This window comes from Pseudomonas sp. IT-347P (assembly GCF_949768005.1).
Lineage (GTDB): Bacteria > Pseudomonadota > Gammaproteobacteria > Pseudomonadales > Pseudomonadaceae > Aquipseudomonas.
This window is the reverse complement of the sequence record NZ_CATKPQ010000058.1, coordinates 207150-229745: the sequence shown is the minus strand read 5'-3', so window position 1 is coordinate 229745 and position 22596 is coordinate 207150. Positions and strand designations below refer to the sequence as shown.

The following is a 22596-nucleotide window of genomic DNA, read 5'->3' as shown; positions in this document are numbered from 1 at the left end:
TATTTGTGACTTGCGATTTCCAGATACTAAAACGCCGCTCGATTGAGCGGCGCTTAAGTTTACTGCAACGAATCAGTCACGCACGTAAATGATTTCCGGACCGTCTTCGTCATCCACATCCTCTTCGTCCCAATCATCGTCACCGATGTCATGGACGGACTTCACGCCGCTGCGACGCAGGGCACGCTTGTCATCCAGCGCCTGCAGTTGCGCACGCGCTTCGTCTTCGATGCGCTGATCGAGATCGGCCAGCTCTTCCTTGTACGCAGGGTCTGCGGCCAAGCGATCGGCGCGATCTTCCATGTAACGCATGATGTCGTGGCACAAACGCTCGGTGCCGATCTTGGCGATCGCCGAGATCACGTAGACCGGACCGGTCCACTCCAGGCGATCAACGATCTCCTTGACGCGAGCATCGTGCTCTTCTTCAAGGATCTGGTCGCACTTGTTCAGCACCAGCCAACGATCACGCTCTGCCAGGGACGGGCTGAACTTGATCAACTCGTTGACGATCACTTCAGCGGCATCCGGCGCACTGCTGTCATCCAGCGGCGCCATGTCGACGAGGTGCAGCAGCAGACGCGTACGCGCCAAGTGCTTGAGGAAGCGAATCCCCAGGCCGGCACCATCGGAAGCGCCTTCGATCAGTCCCGGAATATCGGCAATGACGAAACTCTTCCAGCGATCGACGCTGACCACGCCCAGGTTCGGCACCAGCGTGGTAAACGGGTAATCAGCAACTTTCGGCTTGGCGGCCGAAACGGAGCGGATAAAGGTACTTTTACCGGCGTTCGGCAAACCCAGCAGACCGACGTCAGCCAGCACTTTCATTTCCAGTTTCAGATCACGCTGCTCGCCTGGTTTGCCCGGCGTGGTCTGACGCGGCGCACGGTTGGTACTGGATTTGAAACGGGTGTTGCCCAGCCCGTGCCAGCCGCCCTGCACGACCATCAATTTCTGACCCGCCTTGGTCAGGTCGCCGATCACTTCCTGCGTGGCGGAGTCGATCACCGTGGTGCCGACCGGCACGCGCAGGATCAGGTCTTCGCCTTTCTTGCCGGTGCAGTCAGTGCTGCCGCCGTTGGAACCACGCTCGGCATCGAAGTGCCGGGTGTAACGGTAGTCGACCAGGGTGTTGAGGTTTTCGTCGGCCATCATGTAGATGGAACCGCCGTCACCGCCATCACCGCCGTTCGGGCCACCGTTTTCGATGAATTTTTCCCGACGGAAACTCATGGCGCCATTGCCGCCGTCACCAGCCTTTACGCGAATCGATACTTCATCAACAAACTTCATAACCAACGCCTCTCGCCGTACGGACGAGCCGAAAAACAATCAAGACATAAGACTCTTGCAAAAATGAGCGCAGCGACCCCAAAACACGACACGTATCGCACGCCGACAGCCCATACAAACAGTTTTGCAAGAGACTCACCCCACAAACGAAAAAGCCCCGTCGCGAGACAGGGCTTTTCCAGCGATCGCGCAATTAAGCTGCGACAACGCTCACGTAACGGCGGTTGAACGCGCCTTTTACTTCAAACTTGATCACGCCTTCGATTTTCGCGAAGAGGGTGTGATCCTTACCCATGCCAACGCCGTAGCCAGCGTGGAATTGGGTGCCGCGCTGACGCACGATGATGTTGCCCGGAATGATTTTCTGGCCGCCATACATCTTAACGCCAAGGCGTTTGGCTTCTGAGTCGCGACCGTTACGGGTACTACCACCAGCTTTTTTGTGTGCCATGAGTCAATTCTCCTAGTGAGGAATTAGGCTGAAATTAAGCCTGAATACCGGTGATTTTGATCTCGGTGTACCACTGGCGGTGGCCCATACGCTTCATGTGGTGCTTACGGCGACGGAACTTGATGATGCGGACTTTATCGTGACGACCTTGGGAGATCACTTCAGCCACAACGGTAGCGCCAGCAACAACTGGAGCGCCGATATTCACGTCGTCGCCATTGGCAACCAACAGAACGCGATCAAAGGTAACGGATTCGCCAGTGGCGACTTCCAGTTTTTCGATCTTCAGGTATTCACCTGGGGCGACTTTGTACTGCTTGCCGCCAGTAACGATTACTGCATAAGACATGGTATTTCTCCGATAATCCTGCTCACCCAGCTCTTTATAAGAAGAGGTATTGGCTGGCATGGCTGCATAAGGCTGGAAGGCCCGTTGCAATTGCGTAAGGCAGGTGCTGCCCAGGAAGTTCAGGGTGCGCGATTGTACGCAAGGTGCCGCAGGCTTGCAAGTAGCCGTCTATCGCGCCTTGACAGGTCTGGACGGGGGTCCTAGCATGCCGCGCAACCCTTCTGGAGCGACTCTCGCTGATGCAACCCCAAGCTTTCTACCGCGCGGTGGCGGACGATTTTAGCGCCGTCGACGGCATCATCAAGAAGCAGCTGACTTCCCGAGTACCGCTGGTATCGAAAATCGGCGATTACATCACCTCGGCTGGCGGCAAGCGTCTGCGTCCTTTATTAGTGTTGCTGTGTGGCAAGGCCCTGGGTCGCGAAGGCGATGACATGCGCCTGCTGGCCGCCACCATCGAATTCCTGCACACCGCCACCCTGCTGCATGACGACGTGGTCGACATGTCCGGCATGCGCCGTGGCCGTTCGACTGCCAACGCCATGTGGGGCAACGCCCCGAGCGTGCTGGTCGGTGACTTCCTGTACTCGCGCTCGTTCGAAATGATGGTCGAACTGGGCTCGATGCCGGTGATGAAGATCCTGTCCCAGGCCACGCGCATCATCGCCGAAGGCGAAGTGTTGCAGCTGTCCAAGGTGCGCGACGCCAGCACCACCGAAGAAACCTACATGGAAGTCATCCGCGGCAAGACTGCGATGCTCTTCGAAGCTTCGACCCATAGCGCCGCCGCACTGGCCGGAGCTACCGCCGAGCAAAGCGAAGCCTTGCGTACTTTCGGCGATCACCTGGGCGTGGCGTTCCAACTGGTCGACGACCTGCTCGACTACAAGGGCGACGCGGAAACCCTGGGCAAGAACGTCGGTGACGATCTGGCCGAAGGCAAACCGACCCTGCCACTGATCTACACCATGCGTGAAGGCACGCCGGAACAGGCTGCCCTGGTGCGTCAGGCGATCCAGAAAGGCGGGATCGAAGACCTGGAAAGCATCCGCATTGCCGTCGAAGCTTCCGGTTCGCTGGAGTACACCGCGCAACTGGCCCGTGATTACGTGGCCCGCGCGATCAAGTGCCTCGAAGCGCTGCCGGCCAGCGAATACCGCGATGCGCTGGTTGAACTGAGCGAGTTCGCGGTCGCCCGCACGCACTGATTCAACTCCCTGTGGGAGCGAGCCTGCTCGCGAAAGCAATCTGCCAATCGACATCAATGTTGACTGACACACCGCTTTCGCAAGCAGGTCGAATCGTCGCACCGTCGCTCCCATAGTTGTTTCTGCACTATGCCCTCCTGCGCGTAAAACCCTATACAATGTGCGACTTTTAGCGATCCACACCCAAGGAGCCTTAGTGAGCACGTTGCCACCCTGCCCGAAATGCAATTCCGAATACACCTACGAAGACGGCACCCAACTGGTATGTCCGGAGTGCGCCCACGAGTGGTCCGCCAGCGGCGAAGCCGAAGTGGCGTCCGATGATGCCGTGAAGAAAGATTCGGTCGGCAACGTTCTGCAGGACGGTGACACCATCACCGTGATCAAGGACCTGAAGGTCAAGGGCACCTCGTTGGTGGTCAAGGTCGGCACCAAGGTCAAGAACATCCGCCTGTGCGATGGCGACCACGACATCGACTGCAAGATCGACGGCATCGGCCCGATGAAGCTCAAATCCGAGTTCGTCAGAAAAGTCTGAATCGGCTGTCATCCATCCCGCGCCAGCCGTGGGATGGAGCTTCACCCTCCCCGCTTTTGCCCCCAGCGAACCGCACAATAGCCAAACGCCAGCCGTCTTGACCTTACGCAATCTTTACCCGGAAAAATCCACAATCTGCCAATAGGCGCTTGCTATTTAGATAATAAGAATTATTCTCATCAAACACCTTCAATGGAGATGAGAACATGACTTATCTGATCGACGCCTGGCTGGATCGCCCACACCCTTACCTCAGAATCCTCCATCGGGAAACCGGTGAAGTCTGCGCGGTGCTTGAAGAAGAAGCCCTGCATGAGCTGCAAGAACAAGGGGATCTGGACGTCAGCGGCCTGAATTCCAGCGAGCCTTTGGTGCTCAAGGAGCTGGTGCGCAATCTGTTCCTGTTCTGCTATGCCCGGGCCTTGCGCCCGACCAGTGAGCTGCATCACAAGATCGAATTATGAAAATGCAATATGTCGGAGCGAGCCCTGTGGGAGCGGGCTTGCTCGCGAAGAGGCCATAACATTCAACATCATCGTTGAATGACACACCGCTTTCGCGAGCAAGCCCGCTCCCACATGCCGAGCCCGCTCCCACATGCCGAGCCCGCTCCAACAATGAGGTCTTACAGAACGTCCAGCAACTCGACGTCGAATACCAGAACGCTGTGCGGCGGGATGCTGCCAACGCCCTGAGCGCCGTAAGCCAGTTCGCTCGGCACGTACAGACGCCATTTGCTGCCGGCATTCATCAGTTGCAGAGCTTCGGTCCAGCCAGCGATCACGCCGCCAACCGGGAATTCTGCAGGCTGGCCACGCTCGTAGGAGCTGTCGAACACAGTGCCGTCGATCAGGGTGCCGTGGTAGTGGGTACGTACTTGGTCTTCACGGGTCGGCTTGGCGCCGTCGCCCTGGGTCAGCACTTCGAATTGCAGGCCGGAAGCCAGCGTGGTGATGCCGTCACGCTTGGCGTTTTCAGCCAGGAAAGCCAGGCCTTCACCAGCAGCGGCTTCAGCTTTGGCAGCGGCTTCGGCTTGCATGATCTCGCGGATAACCTTGAAGCTGGCGGACATTTCTTCCTGACCCACACGGCTTTCCTTGCCGGCGAACGCGTCGGTCAGACCAGCCAGGATCGCGTCCAGGCTAACGCCCGGTGGCGGGTTGTCGCGCAACTGGTCACCCAGCTGACGGCCGATGCCGTAGCTGACGCGGGTTTCGTCGGTGGACAGATTTACTTCGGACATGACACTGCTCCGCTGTGCGGACGGCCACAAGACTTGCCGTGCGTGCACAGCGCGTCCCGGCGCGCCCGGAACCAAAAGGGCGAGCAGACTAGCACAGATGCCCGGCGATGGCGCGCAAGGCCTACAGGGCTGAACGCCAGGCGAGCGGCACCTTCAGGCTTTCATCGATACTGCCGGCCAGGCCACACATTTCGTCATGGACCGAGGTGTGGACAAGGTTGAACGGTGTCTGCGGAAAGCCATGCAGCAAATCCCGCGCATGCTCCACTGAACGCAGCGTCAGCATGTTGCCCTTGAGATCACTCAACGGATACGCCGCCCCGTGCATCCGCGCCTCGAGCAGATAAATTCCGCCTTCCATGGAGATCAGGTTCAACTCATCGACTTTCCTGGCGATGGCAAACGCATTCAGCTCTTGCAGGTTCATGAACGCACCTCACGCAGTGACGAATCAGGACCTCTACAGGGATATGCCCGCGCGCACCAAAGTACAAGCCACAAACGACACCGCCCGTCTGTTTCGCAACAGACGGGCGGTGTTTTGGCATCGATCAACGGGTGATCAGTGTTTGGTGACCTTGTCCAGGTAACCCATGGCGAACGCCGAGATCACGAAGGTCATGTGGATGATCACGTACCACATCAAGTGCTCCGGATCGACGTTCTTGGCGTCCATGAAGATGCGCAGCAAGTGGATCGAGGAAATCGCCACGATCGAGGCCGCCACTTTCATCTTCAGCGACGAAGAATCCATGGTGCCCAGCCAGCTGAGCTTCTCCTTGCCCTCGTCGATGTCCAGTTGCGAAACGAAGTTCTCGTAACCGGAAATCATCACCATCACCAGCAAGCCGCCAACCAGCGCCATGTCGATCAGCGACAGCAGGACCAGAATCAGCTCCGACTCGGCCATGGCGAACACGTTGGGCAGGATATGAATGATTTCCTGGAAAAACTTCAGCGCCAGCGCCAACAGACCGAGCGAAAGGCCGATGTAGATCGGCGCCAACAGCCAGCGCGTGGCGTACATTGCATTTTCGATAAAGCGTTCCATTGAATCTCACACAGGGGGCTGGAAATGGCGGGAGTATACCAGCCCCCTGTGACCGCCAGAAACTGCCCGAAAATCCGCCACCTGCGCGTATGCCTGATTGTTTTCTGCTAGTGTCCAAATCATTGAAAGCCCAGTGACTGCAGACAGGACGTGTGGAAATGGATGTGCGATTATCGATAACGACGGCCGGAATTTGCCTTGCTCTGTTGATCAACGGTTGCTCGCCCGGCGACGACAAACACGCCACCAGCCTTGAAGAAAAAACCGCCAGGTTCGAACAGTCGCTGGATGCCATCACCGATTCAAAACTCAAGGACGCCGTCACCGAACTCGGCGGCTCACTGCTGTTGCTCGAACGCGCCCAGGTCAAACTCGACGACAATCCACCGCGCACCGAATACGGCGAAGACGCCCTCGCCGTGCTCAAGCACTACCCTGCCCCGCAGACACTGGTCGACACCTTCATCAATGGCCTGTTCGTGCTGCACAAGGACGCCAGTTCCGATTACCTCACCGATCTGCAACCGGTGTTCCCGTTCAACCTGAACATTCCCGGCGGCTTCCTGTTCCCCCATGGCGTGGAGTGGCAGTCGGTGACGTTGAGCAACAAACGCGTGATCGCCTATCAGCCGGAATGGTCGGAAACCGATCCGGGCATTCAGCTCAGCCCCTCCAGTTCCAACGTCACCAACCCCGATGATCTGACCGTGACCTACCCGTTCATTGACGGCCTCGACGTGGACAAGAAATCCCTGCCACAACCGGTCAGCCTGCAAGGCCAGATCGAAGTCATTGCGCCGCGCCGCCTGTACAGCTTCGACCTGACGCAAAAGGACGTCGGCCAGACCCGCAGCAATGACAACCTCAGCGTCAAACTGCTGAAGCTCGAAAACAACTACGCCGAAGTCGAATTCAGCAATAACCTGCCACTGGCTGCAGAAGTTGCAGAAACCCAGCTCAATCCGCTGATCGTCCAGGCCCGAGACAAGACCGGGCAATACCTGATACGCGCCGGCTCGATCAACGAAAGTCCGGAGCAAGTGGCCTTTTACGAAAAACAACTGGCCTACCTGCAACAGCAAAAGAGCTGGAGCGATACGCTGGAAAAGCAACTGACACAAGAACAGCAGGCATTCGAGGAACAGCACCCGCGTCGTTACAACAAGGTCTATTTCAATGGTCCGATCGACACGCTGGAAGTCAGCGTGCTCGATTTCTCCCAGGCGACCGTGACCCGTAAATCGCTGGACTTGCCGATTCGCACCTTCAACCCGCACACCACGCAGAAGGCCATCCAGCCGCTGGACCTGCCGGTGACGGTCTACGACGATCTGGCAGCCAGCTGGCTCAAGGGCGCGAGCCTGACCGAGGAGCAATTGAAGGCGGGCATTCGCATCCATCAATCCGTGGAAGAGCCGAGCGCTGCACGCATCGAGTTTTCCCATCGCCGTACGTTCAACGATGAATTACTGGGCGACGACTTCAGTCCGGGTGTCAGCCCTGTCACATTCTTCACCGAAAAACGCAGTGGCAAGCTTGATGAACCGATCGAACTGCCGCCCGAGGCGTACCAGGTCGACCCACTGCGGGCGACGATCACCTACGACCTGAACCTGTTCCCGGAAACCCCGGCGATCGCGGTCGGCTCAATGCCGTTGTTTCTCGCCACGGTGGCCAGACAGACGTATGACGCCAAATCACTGCCCAAAGGCTTGGAGATCAAGAACAACCAACTGGTGGTGGACCTGAAACTGTTTCCACCCAACGAGTGGCGTTTCTTCGTCAAGGATGACAGCGGCAACTACCTCAAGCAGATTCTCTCGGTCAGTCACGATGCGAGCACAGAAGGCCCGGCGCTGTTTGGCGTGCATTATTTCTATGGCCGCCCTAGCCACGTGGAAACCTATCAGCGCACCGACCTCGCCACCGTGCAATACGGCTTTGAGGTCAAACTCGACAAGGCGCCGGTGCCTGAGGCGACCCACTGAAAAGCAAGGACCGTGACAGCGCCTGCGAGGGCAGGCGCTAGTTGAGGCTGCGGCCACGACCGCCGTTGATCTGCCGCAGTTGGGCCTGCAGGTGCAGGCTCCAGATCTGCGGATCGTCGGCCAGTTCATAGCCATGCAACGTCAGGCTTTCGACGATGGTGTCGAGTATCGATTCGGCGGCGACCGGCCCATGAAACGGGCCTTGGGCCTTGATGGCGGAAGGTTGTTCACCGGCCATGCCGGCGGCGAAAAGCAGCGTCCACATGCCGTTATCGCCGGCCAACGGCTTGATGGCGCATTCGATACGGGTCACAAGACCCAGGCATTGACGGGTGAGGCAGAGGTTGCGCGACATGGCGGCGACCCTCGGTGAAGCCGGTATTCAGCCCCCACGGGAGGACTGGCTCGATCCAGTGATACTGTCGATATCCTTGAGCTGAGAATAGAAGAAAAGTTCGCTGCGCAAGCCGAATGAGACCAGCAGGCGCCGAATGGTCATTGTGTGAATATTGGCGCCAGAGTTGTGGCGATTTCCGATGGCGTCACACATAACAAATGTGGGAGCGGGCTTGCTCGCGAATGCGGTGTATCAGGCAACCTGTTTGTCGACTGATAAACCGCATTCGCGAGCAAGCCCGCTCCCACGGTTTTTCACCGCGTTTGAAGTTACGCCGGTTTGGCTTCCGCCAATGCTTCTTGTGCCAGTTCCTTCTCGGCATCCTTGAGATCTTCGTCACTGATCATCTCGGCGATGTCGCGCAAGCGCTCGACCACCCGAGCGTTGACGCTGCCCTCGGGGAATTCGCCGTCGGCATTCGGCTCACCGGCCGGTTCGCCCACCAGTAGACTCAACGCCTCGTCGGCCTGACGCACCGCGTAGACGTGGAATTGTCCGGCCCGCACCGCCGCCAGCACTTTTTCATCGAGCATCAGCGTAGCGACGTTGGCCTGCGGAATGATCGCGCCTTGCTCGCCGGTCAGCCCGCGTGCTTCGCAAAGACGGAAGAAGCCTTCGATCTTCTCGTTGACCCCGCCGACCGCCTGCACTTCGCCGAACTGGTTGATCGAGCCGGTGATGGCAAAACATTGCTTGAGCGGGGTTTTCGACAGCGCCGAAATCAACGTGCACGCCTCGCCCAGCGACGCGCTGTCGCCATCGACGTAACCGTACGACTGCTCCAGCGCGATGCTCGCGGAAATCGCCAGCGGGAATTCCTGGGCGTAACGGCTGCCCAGATACCCGGTGAGGATCATCACGCCTTTGGAGTGAATCGGCTGACCGAGGTTGACCTCACGTTCAATGTCGACAATGCCGCTGCCGCCCGGGTACACGGTGGCAGAGATCCGCGCCGGCACACCGAACGCCGAATCACCGACTTCAAGCACGGTCAAACCGTTGCACTTGCCGACCGCTGCGCCGTCGGTGTCGATCAGGATGATCCCGGCGAGCATGTCGTCGAGAATCCGCGCCGACACACGTCCCGTCCGTGTGGCCTTGGCTTTCAGCGCGCGTTCGATGTGCCCGGCGTCGGTCATTTCATCGCCGGCCAGATGACGGATGAAATCCGCTTCGCTGACCAGCTGAAACAGATCACCGATGCGCGCGGATAAACGTCCTTGGTGTTCGGCCAGTCGTGCGCTGTAAGTTGCCAGGCGCGCCACCGCATCGGCGGTCAGCGGCGCCATGCCTTCTTCCGACGTACGGGTTTTCAGCAGCTGGGCGAACTGTTCCAGGCTCTCGTCGACCATCGGGATGTCTTCGTCGAAGTCCACCAGAACGCGGAACATCTCCTGGAAGTCCGGATCAAGGTCTTGCAGGGTGTAGTACAGCGACCGCGCCCCGATGATGATGACTTTGACCTGCAACGGAATGTGCTGCGGGTTGAGGGTCACGGTGGCGAAACGGCCCATCTCGCCCAGCGGCGATTCCATTTTCAGCTTGCGCGATTGCAGGGCGCGTTTCAGCGCATCCCACACGAACGGCTCGCTGAGCATTTTCTCCGCTTCAAGAATCAGGAAACCGCCGTTGGCGCGGTGCAAGGCACCCGGGCGCAACTGACGATAGGTGGTGTAGAGCGCGCCCTGATCAGTGGTGTACTCGATGCGGCCGAAAAGGTTTTCGTACGTCGGGTGCGGTTCGAACACCACCGGCGCACCGCCGCTGGCCGGATGGCCGACCACCAGGCTTGGCGCGTATTGCTCTTCCAGCAGCTTGCGCGCAACGGCGTCAGTCTTGCTGTCGTCGACCAGTTGCTCGACCACGGTTTTCAGCAGGTACACCTGCATCGCTTGCAGGTAACCGCAGACGGCGGCGTTTTCCGCGTACTTTTCCGACAACGGTGACAGCAGCGGCTGCAAGGCCAGGGTGATGGTTTCTTCGTTGAGCGCACGCAGTTGGTTGTTCGACTCACGCTTCCACTGCGGCAGGCTGGCGAGTTCTTCGTTCAAACGCTCTTCGAGGCCGGAAATGTCATCGTGAAAGCGTTCACGATCGGCTTCCGGCAACTGGGCGAATTCCGCTTCGTCCAGCGCTTTGCCGTCGAGCATCGGCGTGAAGGCGATGTTGCTGCTGTCGCGGTACAGAGCGACGTCTTTTTCCAGGGCCAGACGCTCGATGATGTCGAGGGCCTTGTCGTAGCGCTGGTTGAACGCGCGGTCGATGGCGCTTTTCTTTTGCTGATAGGACGGGTGCTCGAACACGGCTGGAAACGTTGCCAGCAAGTTATCGATCAAACCGTTGATGTCACCGATAAAGGCGCCGGCAGTGCCTGACGGCAATTCCAGGGCGCGAGGTTCGCGCGGCTCATCGAAATTGTTGACGTAGACCCAGTCCGCCGGGGTCTGCAGGCGTTTGCCTTCGGCCTTCAAGTAGCGTTTGACGAACGAGAAACGGCCGGTGCCGGGCTCGCCCATGACGAATACGTTGTAACCGGGGCGTGGCATGGCCACACCGAACTGCAAGGCTTCGACCGCGCGTTCCTGGCCGAGCACACCGCGAAAGGGCTCCAGATCATTGGTGGTAGTGAAGCTGAACTGTTCAGCGGAAAACGGACGGGTCAGCGCTTCAGGCGCGAGACGCAAGCTGGCAGCAACAGGATCAGGCATCGGGCTTCCTTAACAATCAGGCGGGGCGGATAGCGGCATTCTGGCGCTGCCCGTGCCCCACTGGCAAGGCGCGCCACATGACAAAGCATAGACAACCGGCTGCCCATGTCCCGGCGCCCATGAAATCGGGGTTATCGCCAAATCTTTTGTAAAAACTCACGGAACCCCAGGAACGTGCCTAAACTCCAAACTGCGCGGCTGGAACTAATACTGGCCCACTGGCACCGTGAGGTGTCAGAACCCTGTCCATTGGTATGCACACAAAGAGAACAAAGCTATGAAACGGATTCTTCTCGGTACTCTCTTCACCGCTGTATCCATCAACGCAATGGCACAAGCTCCAGGTGGCCCTGATTGCGGTTGGGGCAACATGCTGTTCGAAGGTCAGCGTGGCACCCCTGCTCACTTCCTCGCTTCGACCACCAACGGCACGTCCGGTAACGCCACCTTCGGGATGACGTCCGGCACCAACGGCTGCTCGACCAATGCATCGCTGACCTACGGCGGCAAATCCTGGTTTGCCATGAATGGCATGATGAACGAGCTGTCCGAAGACATGGCCAAAGGCAACGGCGAAGCGCTGACGACTTATGCCGTGGTACTGGGCGTGGCGCCGGAAGATCGTGCGCACTTCGCGGCGGTGACTCACGAGCACTTCCAGCAAATCTTCAGCAAGGCTGACGTGACCGCTGAAGACGTGCATACCAACACCCTGGCCGTACTGAAATCGGACCCACGTCTGGCCAAGTACGCAACTCAGGCTTAAGCTCGACCCCACCCGCTTCCTTCGGGAAGCGGGTTTTGTTTTTTCGGCCCGCCCTCCTTGGGTCTTTATTTCTTTCCTGTTCAAGTTGCCGACTATGCTCAAACGCCTTGCCTGGCTGGCGCTCTGTGTCTGCGCCCCGCTGTCCGCCGCGCCTCACATCGATCCTCAACGTTTGCAGCAACTGGCCAACGACCGCTTCTGGATTTCCCTCGGTCACTACGAAACCGCCAAGCTTGGCGGCTGGCGCAGCTATGTCAGCGACAAGAAATTCTTTCTCGCGCCTGATGGCAATGAACATCCCGACCGCGAACTGGCGGCCACCGTGCAAGCGCTGTACGCCCCGGTCAGCCTCGGCGAGCAACACGCGCAATGCGTTTACCCGGCGCGCACCCGCTGGCTGAAAGCGCAGCTCAATCTCAGCGATCTGCCGGCACCGGCGTGCGCCGAATACAAGAAATGGTTCAAGGACGTCTCGCCGCACAGCGCAGTCATGATCTTCCCGGCAGCTTACTTGAACAGCCCGTCATCGATGTTCGGCCACACCCTGCTGCGCATTGATCAGGCCGATGTGCAGGCCGACAAGACCTCGCTGCTCAGTTACGCAATCAACTTCGGCGCCTACATCGAAGGCTCGGACAACAGCATTCTGTACGCCTGGAAAGGTTTGATGGGGGGTTATCCGGGGCTGTTCGCACTGGTGCCGTATCAGGAAAAGCTTTCCGAGTACCGCAGCCTGGAAAACCGCGATCTGTGGGAGTACCGACTTAATCTGACCCAGGAAGAAACCGCGCGCATGGTCGAGCATGTGTGGGAGCTGAAACAGATCCAGTTCGACTATTTCTTCTTTGACGAAAACTGCTCGTATCGCCTGCTCGAGTTGCTGCAGGTGGCACGGCCGAGCCTGCGCCTGACCGAGCAATTTCCGCTGACCGCCATTCCTACCGACACCGTCAAAGCGGTGAAAGAAGCCGGGCTGGTGGAAAGTATCGAATACCGCCCGTCCCGCGAGCGCGAACTGCTCAGCCGTGCCGAGCCGCTGAGCAGTGATGAACAGCAATGGGTGCTGAACGTCAGCGCCGATCAACAGCAGTTGCAGGCCCCCGTTTTCAAAGCAATGCCCCGTGACCGTCAAGCGTTGATCATCGACGCGGCGTATCGCCTGGAGCGCTACCGCGCCAACGGCCAGGAACGCGATCCGCAACGGGCGCAGCGCAGTTTCGAACTGCTGCGGGCGATCAACAAGAACCCGGCGCCGGAGCTGGAGATTCCGCAACCGGGCCTGCCGGAAGACGGCCACGAATCGCGCACCTGGCAGGCCGGCATCGGCACCCGTGGCGACCGTGCATTCGGTGAGTACGGCTTGCGCATGGCCTACCACGATCTCAATGACAACGCCGAGAGCTTCCCACTCGGCGCACAGATCGAAATCCTGCAGATGAAGTTGCGGCAGTACGAGGGCAATCACTGGCAGTTCCAACGGCTGGATCTGGCGACGATTCGCTCGCTGACACCGCGCAATGAGCTGCTGCAGCCGTTGTCATGGCAAGTCACAGGGGGCCTTGAGCGCGTACCGGGCAAGCATGATGACGAAACGCTGGTCAGCCACGTCAACGGTGGCGGTGGCGGCACGTGGGCGCTGGGTGACGATGTGCTGGGTTTTGCCCTCGGCACCGTGCGCGTTGAACACAACAATGATTTCGCGGAATTCGTGTCTCCGGCGGGCGGTTTCAATACCGGCGTGTTGTGGAAAAACCCGTTGGGCAATTTGAGCCTGGAAGCCAAGGGTGATTACTTCTTCAATGGTGAAGTGCGTCGTAGCCTGAGCCTGAATCAGCAGTGGGAGTTATCGCGCAACCTTGGTTTGCGCCTGAGTGCGCAGCGTGAGTTCAGCCACCTTGCCACGCCGGAAACGGAAGTCATGCTCGAAGTGAAGTGGTATCACTACTGATCCTGAACACAGCACAAAACCAATGTGGGAGCGAGCTTGCTCGCGAAAGCGGTGGGTCAGTCGATATTACAGTTGCCTGACACGACGCCTTCGCGAGCAAGCTCGCTCCCACAGTCGATTTGTGGGGGTAATGGATTTTTCACGGCGCTTCGACATCCGTCTCATGAATACGCTTCTAGACTTTCCCCATAAGCCGGACAACCGGCGCGGGAGAGTGCGATGTGGCGGTGTGCGGGTGTGCTGGGTGTTGTGCTGTTGCTGGGCGGTTGCCAGACCACCCACGAAGATCTGATCGCCAAGGGTTATCCACCGGCCTTCGCCGACGGCTTCGATGACGGTTGTGTCAGTGGTCGGCAGGCGGCTGGTTCGATCAGCGGCGAATTCCGCAAGAACGTGCCGCGCTATCTCAAGGACAAGCAATACGCCGAAGGCTGGACCGACGGCTTTCGCCAGTGTCAGGCGATGCTGGAAAACAAGGATCGCGAACAATATCGCAATGAACACTGGGACGAACGCGAACGCGCCTGGCAGCAGCAGAAAGATCAAGACGCCGGGCGGGCCTATCGCTCGCAATAGGTCGTTTCCAGACATCCAGTGAAACCAAATGCCTGCGAGCATGGCCCAAACCTCATACGAGGAGAACACCATGAGTCGCGCATTCGTCAACGAAGACAACGCCGCCGCACAAGCCGATCAGCCCGTCGAACGGCAAGTCAGCACGCAGCCCAATTACGTCACGCCGCAAGGGCTGGCGCAGTTGCAGGCGAAAGTCGCCGAACTGCAAACCCTGCATGCCGAACAATCGGCCAAAGGTGAACAGGCCGACAAGCAACGGCTGGCGGATCTGCAAAGGGATTTGCGGTATTTCAATCAACGCCTGAGCAGCGCACAAGTGAGCGCTCCAGCGACCGCCACCGACAAAGTGCAGATCGGCAGTTGGGTGACCTATGCCGACGAGCACAACACTGAACGACGGGTACAACTGGTCGGCGAAGATCAGGCCGATGCCGGCAAAGGCCTGATCAATTGGGGCTCACCGCTGGGCCGCGCCCTGCTCGGCGCGCGGCTCAACGACGAGGTGCTGTGGCAGCGCCCCGCCGGCGATCAGATGATTGAAGTGATCCGCATCGAACCGGCTTAAACCACGCCCTGCGCCAGCATCGCGTCGGCGACTTTGACGAAGCCGGCGATGTTCGCGCCTTTGACGTAATTGATCTGCCCGTTCTCTTCGCCGTAGTGCACGCAGGCGTGGTGGATCGACTGCATGATCGCGTGCAGCTTGCTGTCGACCTCGCCCGCCGTCCACAGCAGACGCATGGCGTTCTGTGACATCTCCAGACCGCTCACTGCCACGCCGCCGGCATTGGACGCCTTGCCCGGGGCGAAGAGAATGCCAGCCTCGATAAAGATATCCACAGCCTCCAGCGTAGTCGGCATGTTCGCACCCTCGGCCACGCACACGCAGCCATTGCGCAACAGCGTGCGCGCGGCTTCGGCGTCGAGTTCGTTCTGCGTCGCGCACGGCAGCGCGATGTCGCACGGCAACGACCATGGCCGTTGAGCGGCGCGGAATTCCAGGCCGAATGCCGTCGCCAATTCACTGATGCGCCCGCGTTTGACGTTTTTCAGTTCCAGCAGCGCCAGCCACTGTTCTTCACTCAGCCCGGTTTCGCAATACAACGTGCCTTCGGAGTCGGACAGGGAAATCACCTTGCCGCCCAAGTCCATCACCTTGCGCGCTGCGTATTGTGCGACGTTGCCGGATCCGGAGATCGCCACGCGCTTGCCTTCGACAGTCTGCTCGCGACGCTTGAGCATTTCCTCAGCGAAATACACGCAGCCGAAACCGGTGGCTTCCGGACGAATCAGGCTGCCGCCGTAGGTCATGCCTTTACCGGTCAGAACGCTGCTGAACTGGTTGCTCAGGCGCTTGTACTGGCCGAAGAGGAAACCGATCTCCCGCGCACCGACGCCGATGTCACCGGCCGGCACGTCAACATCAGCGCCGATATGGCGATACAACTCACTCATGAACGCCTGGCAAAAGCGCATGACTTCAGCATCGCTCTTGCCCTTCGGATCGAAGTCCGAGCCGCCCTTGCCGCCGCCCATGGGCAGCGAGGTCAGCGAGTTTTTGAAGGTCTGTTCGAAGGCGAGGAACTTCAGCACGCCCAGGTTCACCGAAGGATGGAAACGCAAGCCACCCTTGTACGGGCCGATGGCGCTGTTCATCTGGATACGGAAACCGCGGTTGACCTGGACTTTGCCCTGGTCGTCGACCCATGACACGCGGAACATCACCGTGCGCTCCGGCTCGCAAATACGTTCCAGAATCCCCGACGTCAGGTAATGCGGATTGGCTTCGAGAAACGGCCACAGGCTGCGCAGGACTTCTTCGACGGCCTGGTGGAATTCGGGTTGATCCGGGTCGCGTTTTTTCAGGCGGGCGAGGAAGGATTCGACGGATTCGGTCATGGGAAAAGTCTCGGCAAATTTATTGTCGTTGGAAGAGATTGGGCCGGACTGTAACAAACGAATTGCGCGCAGGAACAGAGCAAAATGTCGCAATTATGAAATTAAATGGTGCACAGGATATAAATTCGATGGGTTTTTGGAGGATTTTGCACCTGAATGGGGAGGAATGATCCAAGTAATGCACCAACAGTTATTCCGCTATCGCGAGCAGGCTCACTCCTACAGGGGGAACGCATTTCAAATGCAGGAGTGAGCCTGCTCGCGATGGCCACACCTCGGTCCCGCCGAAAAAAACCGGGCAAAAAAAACGGAGCCCGAAGGCTCCGTTCTTTTATGCAACCAACCCGAATCAGGCCAGTTTCTTGTGACGTACCCGATGTGGCTGGGCAGCCGCTTCGCCGAGACGCTTTTTACGATCCGCTTCGTACTCGGTGTAGTTGCCTTCGAAGAACACCGCTTGCGAGTCGTCTTCGTACGCCAGGATGTGGGTCGCGACGCGGTCCAGGAACCAGCGATCGTGAGAGATCACAATGGCGGCGCCCGGGAAGTCCAGCAGGGCTTCTTCCAGGGAACGCAGGGTTTCAACGTCGAGGTCGTTGGACGGTTCGTCGAGCAGCAGAACGTTGCCGCCCTCCTTCAGCGTCAGCGCCAGGTGCAGACGACCGCGCTCACCACCGGACAGGTCTTTGACGAACTTCTGCTGGTCGCCGCCCTTGAAGTTGAAGCGACCGACGTAGGTGCGCGACGGGATCTCGTAGTTGCCGATGCGGATCTGGTCGGAACCGTCGGAGATCTGCTGGAACACGGTCTTGCTGCCATCGAGGTCTTCGCGGCTCTGGTCAACGCAGGCCAGTTGCACGGTTTCGCCGACTTCGATGCTGCCCGAATCCGGGCTTTCCTTGCCCATCAGCATGCGGAACAGGGTCGATTTACCGGCACCGTTACCGCCGATCACGCCGACAATGGCGCCTTTCGGCATGGAGAACGACAGGTTGTCGATCAGCACGCGATCGCCATAGCCCTTGGTGACGTTCTTGAACTCAATGACCTTGTCGCCCAGGCGCGGACCGGCCGGGATGTAGATCTCGTTGGTTTCGCTGCGCTTCTGGAATTCCTGCGATTGCATTTCTTCGAAGCGTTGCAGACGAGCCTTGGATTTCGACTGACGGGCTTTCGCGCCTTTGCGCACCCACTCCAGTTCTTCTTTCATGGCTTTTTCGTGAGCCGACTGCTGCTTGGATTCAGCGGCCAGACGATCGGACTTGGCTTCGAGCCAACCCGAGTAGTTGCCTTCGTACGGAATGCCCGCGCCGCGGTCGAGTTCGAGAATCCAGCCGGCCACGTTGTCGAGGAAGTAACGGTCGTGCGTGATCGCTACCACGGTGCCCGGGAAGTCATGGAGGAAGTGCTCCAGCCACGCCACCGAATCGGCGTCCAGGTGGTTGGTCGGTTCGTCGAGCAGCAGCATGTCCGGCGCGGACAGCAGCAGACGGCACAGGGCCACACGACGTTTTTCACCACCGGACAGGTGTTCCACTTTTGCGTCCCAGGCCGGCAGACGCAGCGCATCGGCAGCGACTTCCAGTTGGCGCTCAAGGTTGTGACCATCGCTGGCCTGCAGGATCGCTTCGAGCTTGGCTTGCTCGGCGGCGAGCTTGTCGAAGTCGGCATCCGGATCGGCGTAAGCGGCGTAGACCTCGTCCAGACGCGCTTGCGCATCCTTGATCACGCTGACGGCTTCCTCGACCACTTCACGCACGGTCTTGGTCGGATCAAGTTGTGGCTCTTGCGGCAGATAACCGATGTTGAGGTCCGGCATCGGACGGGCTTCGCCCTCGAACTCGGTGTCGACGCCGGCCATGATTTTCAGCAGCGTGGACTTACCCGAACCGTTGAGGCCGAGTACGCCGATCTTGGCGCCGGGGAAGAAGGACAGCGAAATGTTTTTGAGAATTTCCCGCTTCGGCGGAACAACTTTGCCCAGCCGATGCATGGTGAAGACGTATTGAGCCATGGAGAACCTTGGGTCAGTGACAGATGAATGATTGCAGCGCAGGCGAAGCCCGGCCAGACCATGCGCGTCGTTCACTTGATGGTTATCAATGCGTGCGCGCTGAAAAAGTCTGAGTCTAGGAGCTGGAACGCTCCCGCGTAACCGGCAAAGCTACCTGAATGATGAAAGGCAGTCCAGCCGCGCGGGGCTGGCACTTCGCCACGACTCAAGGCATGCTAGCCGCCCTTTGGGCGTCCGGCTTATAGTGCACGTCGCGCCAGTCCAGCCAAATCGCAGGATCACAGCTTGTCCAATGTCTCTCCGCCAGCTTCTGTGAGCAGCACCCCACCGGCGCCCGGCTCGTCCCTGCGCGGTACATTAAAGGGTGCGCTGGCGACGCTCGTGCTTTTGTTGCTGGCGTTGCTGTTCTGGCAACTGCTCGATCAACTGCGCGAAACCCAGAAAAACCAGCGTCAATACACCATCGATTACACCGCCGACCTCGCCTCGCAGGTCAGCCTGAACATGGCGCTGAACGCGCAGATCGCCCTCAACCTGCTACCGATCGTCGAACAACCGCAATCAGCCGACGAACAGCAGGCGCTGCTGCGCAAGCTCCAGCAATCGCTGCCCGACCTGCGCAGTCTCGCCTTGCTCAGCCCGTCCGGGCGAGTGATCAGCGACAGCGCGGCCGACAGTCACGACGCCGGATACCTGACTGAACTGGTGCGCCGCAGTCGCGCCCAGGCGCATTATTTCAGCAATGCCGATGACGGCTCGGTGGTGCATCTGTTGCTGCATCAGGCCAGCGGCAGCACGCGCGGTTATTGGGCGTTGCGTCTGACGCCAACGTTCTTCGACTCGTTGACCAAGCAAAGCGAGACTGGCCTGCGCCCACTGTGGCTGGTGGAAAACCGCCTCAACCATCAGATCATCAGTCGCGACGAAGCGCAGTCCTCAGCCAGGCCCGGCGTCTTGAGTCCAGACGACATGGCCAACACGGTGTTGACCGTGCCGCTGAGCAGCAGCGACTGGCAATTGCGCGGGCTGTTCGACCGCCAGCGCGTGCTCGAAGAGTTGCTGCCGGCGTTTATCGGCAAATGCCTGTTGGGCCTGGCGTTCTCGATGCTGCCGGTGATCGCGCTGTTGAACATGCGTCGGCGCCAGCGCCAGTTGCATGAAGGTCGCCGCCGCTATCAGGACATTTTCGAAGGCACCGGGGTGGCGTTGTGCGTGCTGGACCTGTCCGGGCTGAAGCAGGTGTTCGACAAGGCGCAGATCCAGACCAGCGACCAGCTCAAGGCCTGGCTCGACCAACCGCAGCAGCGCCAGCAACTGCTGCAGGAATTGCGCGTCACTGAGGTCAACCAGGTCGCGCTGCAACTGCTCAACGTCAATTCCTGCGAGCACGCCTGGCATCTGTTGATCGACGGCCATCCACATCGCCAGTGCGCCATCGGCAATCAAGTGCTCGACGCTGTGCTGCAGCAACAAAAGCAGCTGGAACTGGAAATCAAACTGCCGGACATCAATGGCCGCGACCAGCACCTGTGGATGGTGTTGCGTCTGCCAACCGAGCAGCACGACTATAAAGCCGTGATTTTGAGCATCAACGACATCACCAGCCGCAAGCTGATCGAATTGTCGTTGCTCGAACGCGAAGGCTTCTGGTCGGACGTGGTGCGCACCGTGCCGGATCATCTATATGTGCAGGACGTAATCAGCCAGCGGATGATTTTCAGCAACCATCACCTCGGCCAGACCCTCGGTTACAACCGCACCGAACTGCACCAGATGGGCGAGTATTTCTGGGAAATCCTCCTGCACCCGGAAGATGCCGACTACTACCATCGCTCGCGGCAGTTGCAGCGCCACGCCGGTTACAGCCAGTTGTTGCAGTGCCAGTTGCGCTTCCGCCATCGCGACGGCAAGTGGCGGCGTTTCGATATTCGCGAACAGGCGCTGGCCCGCGACAAACACGATCAGGTCACGCGGATCATCGGCGTGGCCAAGGACATCACCGAACAGATCGAAGCCAGCGAATCCTTGCGTGACAGCGAACAGCGCTACCGCATGCTCGCCGAAAGCATCAGCGACGTGATTTTCTCCACCGACAGCAAACTCTCGCTGAACTACGTCAGCCCGTCGGTGCAGGCGGTGCTGGGTTACGACGCCGAGTGGATTTTCCAGAACGGCTGGCAATCGACCATCGCCAACCCGCAGCAACTGAGCGGCATCTACACGCTGATGGACCGGGTCAGCAAGGCGCTGGACAAACCCGAGCAATTGGCGGTGTTGCGCAATCAGGTGCAAACGCAACTGTTCCTGTTCGACTGCCTGCGCGCCGATGGCCGCAAAATCCCGATCGAGCTGCGTCTGGTGCTGGTATGGGACGAGCATGGTGCGTTTGAAGGCGTGCTCGGTGTCGGTCGTGACATCAGCCAGCAGCGCCGCGCCGAAAAAGACCTGCGCATGGCCGCTACGGTTTTCGAGCACTCGACGTCGGCGATTCTGATCACTGACCCGGCCGGTTACATCGTTCAGGCCAACGAAGCCTTCAGTCGCGTCAGCGGTTACGCGGTGAGCGAAGTGCTCGACCAGTTGCCGAACATGCTTACCGTCGATGAACAACAGGACGCGCACCTGCGCTACGTGCTCAAGCAATTGCATCAGCACAGCACCTGGGAAGGCGAAGTCTGGCTCAAGCGCCGTAACGGCGAGCATTACCCGGCGTGGGTCGGCATCACCGCCGTGCTCGACGACGAAGGCGATCTGGCCAGTTACGTGTGCTTCTTCAGTGACATCAGCGAACGTAAGGCCAGTGAGCAGCGGATTCACCGCCTCGCCTATTACGACGCCCTGACCCACCTGCCGAACCGCACGCTGTTCCAGGACCGTCTGCACACTGCGTTGCAAGCGGCCGAGCGGCAGAAGTCGTGGGTGGTGCTGATGTTCCTCGACCTCGACCGCTTCAAACCGATCAACGACTCCCTCGGTCACGCCGCCGGCGACCGCATGTTGAAAGACATGGCCACGCGCCTGCTGGCCTGCGTCGACGATGACGACACTGTGGCGCGCATGGGCGGCGACGAATTCACCTTGCTGCTGCAACATCGTTCCAGCCGCGAAATGGCGCTGAATCGGGCGATTCATGTCGCCGAACAGATCCTTGGCAGCCTGGTGCGACCGTTCGTGCTCGAAGGTCGCGAGTTCTTCGTCACTGCCAGTATCGGCATCGCCCTGAGTCCGCAGGACGGCAACGAACTCAGCCAGTTGATGAAGAACGCCGACACCGCGATGTACCACGCCAAAGAGCGCGGCAAGAACAACTTCCAGTTCTATCAGGCCGACATGAACGCCAGTGCGCTGGAACGTCTGGAGCTGGAAAGCGACTTGCGCCATGCCCTCGAGCAGAACGAATTCGTCCTGTATTACCAGCCGCAATTCAGCGGCGACGGCAAACGCCTGACCGGCGCCGAAGCGCTGTTGCGCTGGCGCCATCCGCGTCGTGGACTGGTGCCACCGGGGGATTTCATCCCGGTGCTGGAAGAGCTGGGGCTGGTAGTGGACGTCGGCGACTGGGTGATCAGCGAGGCGTGCCGTCAGTTGAAGACCTGGCACCAGAACCGCGTCCGCGTGCCGAAGGTTTCGGTAAACATCTCCGCGCGGCAATTCTCCGATGGCCAGCTCGGCACGCGGATCGCCACGATCCTGCGCGAAACCGGCCTGCCGCCGGCGTGCCTGGAGCTGGAGCTGACCGAAAGTATCCTGATGCGCGAAGTCAGCGAGGCGATGCAGATACTCGCCGGGCTGAAAAACCTTGGCCTGAGCATTGCGGTCGACGACTTCGGCACCGGTTATTCGTCGCTGAACTACCTCAAGCAATTCCCGATCGACGTGCTGAAAATCGACCGCACGTTCGTCGATGGCTTGCCGTCCGGTGAACAGGACGCGCAGATCGCCCGGGCGATCATCGCCATGGCGCACAGCCTGAATCTGGCGGTGATCGCCGAAGGCGTGGAAACCCATGAACAACTGGACTTCCTGCGCGAGCACGGTTGCGACGAAGTTCAGGGCTATCTGTTCGGACGGCCGATGCCGGCGAGCCGGTTTGAGGCGCAGTTCAGTAACGACGCGCTGTTCATGTTCGACTGAAGTGTTGCGGCGCTGCCCATGACGCCTTCG

At 59.4% G+C, this 22596-nt stretch carries 19 protein-coding genes; 9 read left to right on the top strand and 10 right to left on the bottom strand.

Annotation, left to right across the window (positions count from 1 at the left end; all coding sequences use genetic code 11):
- Positions 1-72: 72 nt before the first annotated feature.
- The 3 genes from cgtA to rplU form a co-directional block, all read right to left on the bottom strand.
- Positions 73-1296 carry an Obg family GTPase CgtA gene (gene cgtA / locus ACM6IV_RS25295; protein WP_016773122.1) on the bottom strand — a complete coding sequence of 408 codons (1224 nt, stop codon included), beginning with the start codon at positions 1294-1296 and terminating at the stop codon, positions 73-75.
- 193 nt (positions 1297-1489) lie between these two features.
- A complete protein-coding gene (gene rpmA / locus ACM6IV_RS25290) occupies positions 1490-1747 on the bottom strand; it encodes a 50S ribosomal protein L27 (RefSeq protein WP_003176049.1) in 258 nt (85 codons plus the stop codon).
- A gap of 34 nt (positions 1748-1781) precedes the next feature.
- A complete protein-coding gene (rplU, locus tag ACM6IV_RS25285) occupies positions 1782-2096 on the bottom strand; it encodes a 50S ribosomal protein L21 (RefSeq protein ID WP_007950961.1) in 315 nt (104 codons plus the stop codon).
- A gap of 239 nt (positions 2097-2335) precedes the next feature.
- Here rplU and ACM6IV_RS25280 point away from each other — a divergent pair, with 239 nt between their 5' ends.
- The 3 genes from ACM6IV_RS25280 (at position 2336) to ACM6IV_RS25270 (ending at position 4306) form a co-directional block, all read left to right on the top strand.
- Positions 2336-3304, top strand: a complete 969-nt coding sequence (locus ACM6IV_RS25280) for a polyprenyl synthetase family protein (protein ID WP_007909817.1) — start codon at positions 2336-2338, stop codon at positions 3302-3304.
- A 196-nt stretch (positions 3305-3500) separates the two neighbouring features.
- Positions 3501-3842 (top strand): zinc ribbon domain-containing protein YjdM, encoded by a 342-nt coding sequence (locus ACM6IV_RS25275; RefSeq protein ID WP_016986200.1) that lies wholly within the window; start codon positions 3501-3503, stop codon positions 3840-3842.
- 206 nt (positions 3843-4048) lie between these two features.
- Positions 4049-4306: a hypothetical protein gene (locus ACM6IV_RS25270; protein ID WP_414872111.1), complete on the top strand. Its 258-nt coding sequence runs from the start codon at positions 4049-4051 to the stop codon at positions 4304-4306.
- A 161-nt stretch (positions 4307-4467) separates the two neighbouring features.
- On the opposite strand, the gene ACM6IV_RS25265 is transcribed toward ACM6IV_RS25270, so the two are convergent.
- From ACM6IV_RS25265 to ACM6IV_RS25255, 3 genes are all read right to left on the bottom strand, one after another.
- Positions 4468-5085 carry an FKBP-type peptidyl-prolyl cis-trans isomerase gene (locus ACM6IV_RS25265; protein WP_093098187.1) on the bottom strand — a complete coding sequence of 206 codons (618 nt, stop codon included), beginning with the start codon at positions 5083-5085 and terminating at the stop codon, positions 4468-4470.
- A gap of 121 nt (positions 5086-5206) precedes the next feature.
- Positions 5207-5512 carry a DUF6482 family protein gene (locus ACM6IV_RS25260; RefSeq protein ID WP_414872110.1) on the bottom strand — a complete coding sequence of 102 codons (306 nt, stop codon included), beginning with the start codon at positions 5510-5512 and terminating at the stop codon, positions 5207-5209.
- A gap of 135 nt (positions 5513-5647) precedes the next feature.
- Positions 5648-6136, bottom strand: a complete 489-nt coding sequence (locus ACM6IV_RS25255; protein ID WP_414872109.1) for a TIGR00645 family protein — start codon at positions 6134-6136, stop codon at positions 5648-5650.
- Between the two features lie 158 nt (positions 6137-6294).
- On the opposite strand from ACM6IV_RS25255, the gene ACM6IV_RS25250 reads away from it, so the two are divergent.
- Entirely contained in the window at positions 6295-8124 is a 1830-nt protein-coding gene (locus tag ACM6IV_RS25250) for a hypothetical protein (RefSeq protein WP_414872108.1), read from the top strand.
- Positions 8125-8161: 37 nt separating this feature from the next.
- Here ACM6IV_RS25250 and ACM6IV_RS25245 read toward each other — a convergent pair whose 3' ends face one another.
- Together ACM6IV_RS25245 and ACM6IV_RS25240 are read right to left on the bottom strand one after the other, a co-directional pair.
- Positions 8162-8479 (bottom strand): hypothetical protein, encoded by a 318-nt coding sequence (locus ACM6IV_RS25245; protein ID WP_095121723.1) that lies wholly within the window; start codon positions 8477-8479, stop codon positions 8162-8164.
- Positions 8480-8790: 311 nt separating this feature from the next.
- Positions 8791-11229, bottom strand: a complete 2439-nt coding sequence (locus ACM6IV_RS25240; RefSeq protein WP_414872107.1) for a Lon protease family protein — start codon at positions 11227-11229, stop codon at positions 8791-8793.
- Between the two features lie 277 nt (positions 11230-11506).
- On the opposite strand from ACM6IV_RS25240, the gene ACM6IV_RS25235 reads away from it, so the two are divergent.
- The 4 genes from ACM6IV_RS25235 (at position 11507) to ACM6IV_RS25220 (ending at position 15084) form a co-directional block, all read left to right on the top strand.
- A complete protein-coding gene (locus ACM6IV_RS25235; protein ID WP_007909797.1) occupies positions 11507-11995 on the top strand; it encodes a DUF3015 domain-containing protein in 489 nt (162 codons plus the stop codon).
- 94 nt (positions 11996-12089) lie between these two features.
- Positions 12090-13943 carry a DUF4105 domain-containing protein gene (locus ACM6IV_RS25230; RefSeq protein WP_414872106.1) on the top strand — a complete coding sequence of 618 codons (1854 nt, stop codon included), beginning with the start codon at positions 12090-12092 and terminating at the stop codon, positions 13941-13943.
- A 219-nt stretch (positions 13944-14162) separates the two neighbouring features.
- Positions 14163-14519 (top strand): hypothetical protein, encoded by a 357-nt coding sequence (locus tag ACM6IV_RS25225; protein WP_414872105.1) that lies wholly within the window; start codon positions 14163-14165, stop codon positions 14517-14519.
- Positions 14520-14589: 70 nt separating this feature from the next.
- Complete coding sequence (locus ACM6IV_RS25220; RefSeq protein ID WP_414872104.1) at positions 14590-15084, top strand: GreA/GreB family elongation factor; 495 nt, start codon at positions 14590-14592, stop codon at positions 15082-15084.
- Here ACM6IV_RS25220 and gdhA read toward each other — a convergent pair.
- Both gdhA and ettA read right to left on the bottom strand, forming a co-directional pair.
- Positions 15081-16418 (bottom strand): NADP-specific glutamate dehydrogenase, encoded by a 1338-nt coding sequence (gene gdhA / locus ACM6IV_RS25215; protein WP_414872103.1) that lies wholly within the window; start codon positions 16416-16418, stop codon positions 15081-15083. The two genes, ACM6IV_RS25220 and gdhA, sit on opposite strands and share 4 nt — an antisense overlap.
- 349 nt (positions 16419-16767) lie before the next feature.
- Positions 16768-18432 (bottom strand): energy-dependent translational throttle protein EttA, encoded by a 1665-nt coding sequence (gene ettA, locus ACM6IV_RS25210; RefSeq protein WP_414872102.1) that lies wholly within the window; start codon positions 18430-18432, stop codon positions 16768-16770.
- Positions 18433-18717: 285 nt separating this feature from the next.
- Here ettA and morA point away from each other — a divergent pair, with 285 nt between their 5' ends.
- Positions 18718-22566, top strand: coding sequence for a cyclic di-GMP receptor MorA (gene morA / locus ACM6IV_RS25205; RefSeq protein ID WP_414872101.1), 3849 nt, complete (start codon positions 18718-18720; stop codon positions 22564-22566).
- Positions 22567-22596 lie beyond the last annotated feature (30 nt).